Genomic DNA, 6104 nt, shown 5'->3' on the forward strand with positions numbered 1-6104 from the left:
GTCGACACTTCCTTTCATTCTCAGGTCATGATGACGCCGGGGAGTGACGACAGGACAAACGGCAGAACTGTTCCGAATGCGAGCGCGATTGCCAAATGCAGAATGGTCGGGACCGTCACGCCGGCAGATTCCTGAACAGCGTGACCTCTGTAATCCAGCAGCCTGCGCGACGGTGCTCCATAACCAATTTGGACGGCCCGCTGCAGAAAGCTAGCAAACAAAATCATCAGGAACGCGAGCAGCAGCGCGGCGAGTATCGGTGTACCATGCCGGACAATAGCAAACACGACAAGAAATTCGCTGATGAACAGGCCAAAGGGCGGTGCGCCAGCAATGGCAATCATGCCAAGCATGAGCGCGCGGCCCGTTCTTGGCAGCACGCTGATGATACCGCGCATCCCTCGCATGTCGGTTGAACCGGACGCGTGCAACAATTCACCCGAGTGGTAAAACAGCATGGACTTGATGATGGAGTGATTCGCCATTTGTAAATACCCTGCGAAGGCGCCAATGGGACCGAATGCAAAACCGATGGCGACGAGACCCAGGTTTTCCGCGCTCGAATAGGCGAACAACCGCTTCGCGTCAGTCTGCGCAACAGTCATGAGCGCGCTCACGCCAACAGTGACAAAGCCCAGGGTGCCAAGCGCGGCATCTGCAAACTGGGTTTGCCCCCCAGCGTGCAGCACGCCCTGCAGGCGAAGGATACCGTACATGGCGCAGTTGAGCTTAATCCCACTGAGCATTGCAGAGACAGGTGATGGCGCCTGGCTGTGCGCGTCCGGCAGCCAGAAGTTAAAGGGTACGAGTCCAGCCTTCGCGCCGAATCCTACAAGCACCAATGCGAAGGCAATCCGCAGCAGGGTTGGGGGAACGTGGCTCGCCAGCCGTACCAATGCGGACCAGTCGGCACTGGTAAACGGCACGTTTGCGGATCCCACTACTGTCACCAGACCGAACAGTGCGATGAGGCCCGCCGTCACCATGATGACAAGGTACTTCCACGCCGCTTCATGAGTGAGTTTGGTGTCATTCCAGTCCACCAGCAGCACAGAAGACAGTGCAGTTAATTCGATGGCCGCCCACGTAAAGAACATGTTTTGTACGATGGAAACCGCGATTAAGCTTGCGTAAAAGGCCAGCAGCAAAGCGAAATACTGGCGCTCCTTCGGCGCCTTTTCCGGGGCGCCGCCCGTATGTTCGCGGACATAGCCGATGGAGTAAACGGAAGCGGTGAACCCCACCACGAGCGTGATGCAGGTCACCACCAAGCTCAGCGGATCCATCAACCACCACTGCGATGTGGCCGGCTCCGTCTCCGTAACACCGTAGCGAACCCAAAGGACGGCAGCCATTACAAGCAGGTTCAGTACCGTCACGACAGCCGGAACCAGGCGGCGAACAGGCACGGGAGACGCATACACGGCGCCAATGCCGAGAACCGGCAGCAACAGCAGCAATCCGATGAGGTTCACATTTGTCACCCTCTCAATCCGCGATAGTGTTGCAGCCGCAGCGAACCCGCTTGCGTGAGTCGATGCATCATGACGACGAACAGGATGGCCGCCAGAGCGACATCAATAAAGATGAGATAATCGGCTGCCACTGGGATGCGGCTCAGTACCGCTGCCACTGCCAAATCCACGCCGTTGTCGGCACTGAGGAGTCCAAACAGCTGGTGACCGGCCTGGTGGGTGAGCGCGACACCAGCCAGGCCAACCAGGAGGGTGGCCAACGCCAGCCCAAAGCGCACCGCGAGTACGCCGTGCCAGGCGGTTGCGAAGCCCGCAGCGACAGCCCCCAGACAGAAGAACGCGATTAACAGAAACGTGGGGGATGTGACAAATCCAATGTCACGCGCCAGCAATGTTTCACGAGACAGCCTGGAATAGATGAAGAGAGGAATCAGTACGCCGCGGATCACCACCAGGCCGCCAAAGGCAATCCACATGCCAGGGTCACCGTTCTGCACGGCTTGAATGGCATACAATGCGGCTATCAACGCGGTTTGCATAAGATACCCAATCTGGCAGTTTCTGAGCTCTCGCGCCACACCAATCCACAGCGCGAGGAGAAACACGGGTAGGTAGAACCATGTCCACAGCAACGATGACCACGCCTCCTCTGCATCCCCAAGATTCGCCCTAGGTGATGACACGCTGGTGTGCCTTCTGACCTCGGAACAGTTTTTCGAACACTCAGGGGACAATGTCGTTCCGTTCAAACGCCGGCAACGGCCAGAATGACTGCTGTCAGCGCCACGGCTGCGGCGGCCGCCATGTACTCGGCAATGCGCAGAAGCCGCAGCTTCCCAATAGAGGATTCCACCCACACGACCATCGCGAGCAATGCAAGGAACTTCACGAACACCAGTGCTGCGCCTGCCAGCAGTGCCAGGGCGGAATGTCCGTTGGCAAGCCCCCACGGCGACGTGATGACATTGAGCAAAATGACTCCGAGAACCACGAATTTCATGCAGCCGCCCCACTCAATCAGCGCCAGATGCGGGCCGGAATAGTCATAAGCGCGGTTGTGGTCGATCATGGAAAACTCTCGATGAGACGACGGGTTGTCGACAGGGATCCGTCCGGTTTCCGCCAGCAGGACCGCAAAAAACGCAGCCATCAGCAGCAGATGAACCGGCGACCACCCCAGGTGCTGCATCACCCCGTTGACGATGTAAGGAATGGTTGCGTGGGCGGAGAAGCTGACAGCGAACAGGATGAGTATCAGCGCAGGCTCCACACACATCGACACAAAGCGGGCGCGTGTGCTGCCGATGCCACCGTACGGACTCGCGCCGGCGGTTGCGCCAACGAGGAGTGCGTATGTGCCCAAGCCGAGAATGAAGCCGCCCGCCATCATGTCACCTGCGAACGCCATGAAAAGTGGGTAGGATGTCAGAACCGGAATCAGCATGGTCACAATCAGCGGAGCCGCGAAGTACACGTATGGAGCGACTCGGTAGAGCAACCCAGCGTCTTCAGGTATCACAGTCTCCTTGTGGAACAGTTTGCGCAAATCTCGATAGACCTGGAAGATGCTCGGACCGCGCTTTCCCTGAACGAACTCTTTCCAGCGATTCAAAATGCCTTTGATGAGCGGAGACACAAGCAGGACAAACCCAAGCTGCATCCCCTGCATCCACACGGCCTGACCCAGCGTCACAGCGCTCCCTCCCTTCACAATATGGAAGATCCCGAAGTTGATACGATACCTGCATTGAGCATGATTGGACTTGACCCGCCCGGAACACTCCGCCGAATAAATAATGGCTCCTACCCAGCAATTTGCTGGATAGGAGCCATTAGCCTGGTCGGCATTTACGGCGAGCTCCATCGCCCAATTCAGGCAATCAGCATGTTACACTATCATTATATTGTGACAATCAAAAAATACAACAGGGTCATGTCCACCAATTCGCTGATTTGGTTTCCACCATGGCTGGCCTCGCCTACGCGCACAGGATAGAGAAAAGTGAATTATACATAATTCGTAACACTTCGTTGAAAAATCTCATGGTACAAATCTTTCCCGAAACTTGTCGATAGCGGCCTTCCTGGCTGAATTCGAAATGACCGGGTACCATCGGGTTCCCGTTGTGCACGCAGAAAGACGGCGTTGGATGGATGCTGACTGTACACGCCTTGTGCATATTCGTATAGGTGCGTGACAAACACAACCTTGACTCCATGTTCCACCAATCCCGTGATAATCTGACGAGCAATCTCGGAACCTTCTCGTTCGTTCGTAGCTGCGAATGACTCATTCAGGAGCACGAGCGAGTTCTCGCGGATATGGTCAACAATCGTGCTCATTCTCCCCAGCTCCTCGTCAAATTTGCCCTGATTCATGGCAGCATCTTCTTCCCGTCGAAAGTGCGTGAACAGACCATGGCAGATGCTCGCGCAAAATGACTTCGCCGGGACAAACATCCCGCACTGCATCATGAGCTGAGCGACGCCAACACTTCTTAGGAAGGTGGACTTTCCACCTTGATTGGCGCCGGTGATTACCCAAAGGTTCTTTCCATCCGCATCTACGTCGTTGCCGACGACTCTCTGTGGTATACGCAAAGACAGACAGACGTCGTACAACCCCCGTGCGGAATATTCCTGCTTTTCGGCCGGAACGGCTGCAGGAAAGCAAATGGGCTCACCCTTAGAACTCAGTCGATCATACAAATTTAAACAGCCCACATAAAAGGCAAGCTCGGTCTTCAGCTGATTGAAAAAGGCCAGGATATGCTCGACAGATTGAGCCAGTACATTCGCGACCACGTTTACGCCGCGGTCTTTGATTTCGGAAAGTATCCGGGCGCCTGTTTCATCCCGCGCTTGGATATGAATCGTGTATCCATGCAGACGGTTGTCGAGCATGCGTCCAAGCCAGTTTCGGCTCCTGGGCGATGGCTTCACCAGGGTATAATGGGTTCCCAGATGTCCTTTCCCCAACTGGGCACGAATCAGCATCCCTCGCTCGAATGAGAGTGTCCGCAGGTGATCATGAACTCTCGCGAAGTATTCGTCAGACAGTTCCCTCTGCAGCATTGTAAAAAGTGTCGAAAACCCGCGTGAGTGGATTTGCTTTAGGTTGCAATCTGCGAACCGTCTGAGTTCCATGAGTGCGTCCATAAAAATCCGCAGCAAATGTACAGACTGGTAGACGTTGTACGAAGGGGTCCGGGTGAAAATGCCAAACCGCTCCTTCCGACGACGTTCGATTGTCTCCACAGCAATGTTGTACATATCCCTGACAATCTGCGGCATTTTCAGGCAGTCTTTGAGAACGTCCTGACGATACTGAATCACCTCTACGTCGGAGATTTCTCCCAAAACAGCCTTACGCGCGACGTCGAGCAAGAAATCATCACCCTGACTCATTGTTTGAAACAACTGCGCTAATCCCAGGTCTTGTATGAGGTCTTCTGCATTCACGGGTAGCTCTTGATCGAGTCGAAAATCGTGGTCTGCATGCATCAGGTGAACCTTCATCGCACAAGACGCTCCTTCAGACGGGGATAAGTCAATCCGTACTTCTCCGCAACGGACAATGCATAGGCAATCCCGTCCGCTGGCTTTCTTACGATCTTGTACGTTCGCTCTGCTGGATTTTCTGGATGCACTGTGCTGACCATGCTCACGGTCTGCTCACCGAGTGCAGCAAGTTCATCGATGAACGTAACAACAACACACAGCGATTCCAGGCGTATCATGTCCTCCATGATTCTCCTACCTAGAAACACTGCGTCTTCAAGGGAAGTGGAACTAAAGATCTCGTTGATGATGAGGATGGAGTTCTGCGTTGCGCAGCTCAAAATCTTGTGGATTCTCAGCAGATCGTCTTTCAGCTTGCCATTGAGGTCCCTGGCATACTCCTCTCTTTCGAAATGTGTGTAAATGGTATCGAACAAAAAGAGTTGAGCCTGCGTACCGGGAACCGGACATCCCAAACTGGCGAGAAAGTGCATCTGGGCAAACATTCGGGCAAACGTTGTTTTACCACCTTGGTTAGGGCCAGTTACGACCAAGATGCGCTCCTTGCCGCCGAGGCTGAAGTCATTTCGGACGACAGGCTGATTATGGCGGACCAGTTTATGTGCAAGGGCCACATCAAACGCTTCGCGGGCATAGACATTCTTGTTCACAGCGGACACTTTTGGGTAGCAGAATAGCAACCCCCGGTTCCTAAGTAATGCGATGTAATCCAGATAGGCAACGTAAAACTGAACTTCCCGATCAAAGATGGCGATAGAGTCGTCAATAAAACTGTCATGCTGGGTTCGAAAGCGGTCCAGCTCCAAAAATTCGTCCGGGAACAGCTTTCTCAGATACTCAACGATTTGAGCGTCCACATGGCTCATTTGCATCCAGTCCGAAAACTTTTCCAGGTAGTCTTTCACAGTGCCTTGCCGAAACCTCGCAAATGTATCCTCAATATCCACACTGTAATCGGGTTCATATTCATATTTGCGGACCGTGATGGAGCTTCCCTTGATGTAGAGACAGTACCGAATGGCGCCTAGTTTGGACTTCACCCGTCGTACATCTGCCGAGAGAGTACGGAATTCAGCGGAGCGGACGTAACGCAGTAAATAATCGCGG

At 54.2% G+C, this 6104-nt stretch carries 5 protein-coding genes and 1 riboswitch; all 5 genes read right to left on the minus strand.

Annotated elements, in window-relative coordinates; genetic code table 11:
- Nucleotides 1-20: 20 nt before the first annotated feature.
- A complete protein-coding gene (locus ASH01S_RS14755; protein WP_067929213.1) occupies nucleotides 21-1475 on the minus strand; it encodes a proton-conducting transporter transmembrane domain-containing protein in 1455 nt (484 codons plus the stop codon).
- A gap of 5 nt (nucleotides 1476-1480) precedes the next feature.
- Complete coding sequence (locus ASH01S_RS14760) at nucleotides 1481-2107, minus strand: hypothetical protein (protein ID WP_067929214.1); 627 nt, start codon at nucleotides 2105-2107, stop codon at nucleotides 1481-1483.
- A 113-nt stretch (nucleotides 2108-2220) separates the two neighbouring features.
- Entirely contained in the window at nucleotides 2221-3168 is a 948-nt protein-coding gene (locus ASH01S_RS14765; protein ID WP_067929215.1) for a respiratory chain complex I subunit 1 family protein, read from the minus strand.
- Nucleotides 3169-3291: 123 nt separating this feature from the next.
- A riboswitch (Fluoride riboswitch) is annotated at nucleotides 3292-3352 on the minus strand.
- A 130-nt stretch (nucleotides 3353-3482) separates the two neighbouring features.
- The gene (locus ASH01S_RS14770) at nucleotides 3483-4994 is read right to left on the minus strand and encodes a MutS-related protein (protein ID WP_067929216.1); all 1512 of its coding nucleotides are present in this window, start codon (nucleotides 4992-4994) and stop codon (nucleotides 3483-3485) included.
- Nucleotides 4991-6104: MutS-related protein (locus tag ASH01S_RS14775; protein ID WP_157067161.1), on the minus strand; the 1114-nt coding region annotated here is incomplete at its 5' end. The genes ASH01S_RS14775 and ASH01S_RS14770, both read right to left, overlap by 4 nt.

This window comes from Alicyclobacillus shizuokensis NBRC 103103 (assembly GCF_001552255.1).
In the GTDB taxonomy this organism is placed as follows: Bacteria; Bacillota; Bacilli; order Alicyclobacillales; family Alicyclobacillaceae; genus Alicyclobacillus_G; species Alicyclobacillus_G shizuokensis.

What these genes read in the sequence shown, in the direction of transcription:
- ASH01S_RS14770 (WP_067929216.1), bottom strand. Translation starts at nt 4,994, where the DNA reads ATGAAGGTTCACCTGATGCATGCAGACCACGATTTTCGACTCGATCAA.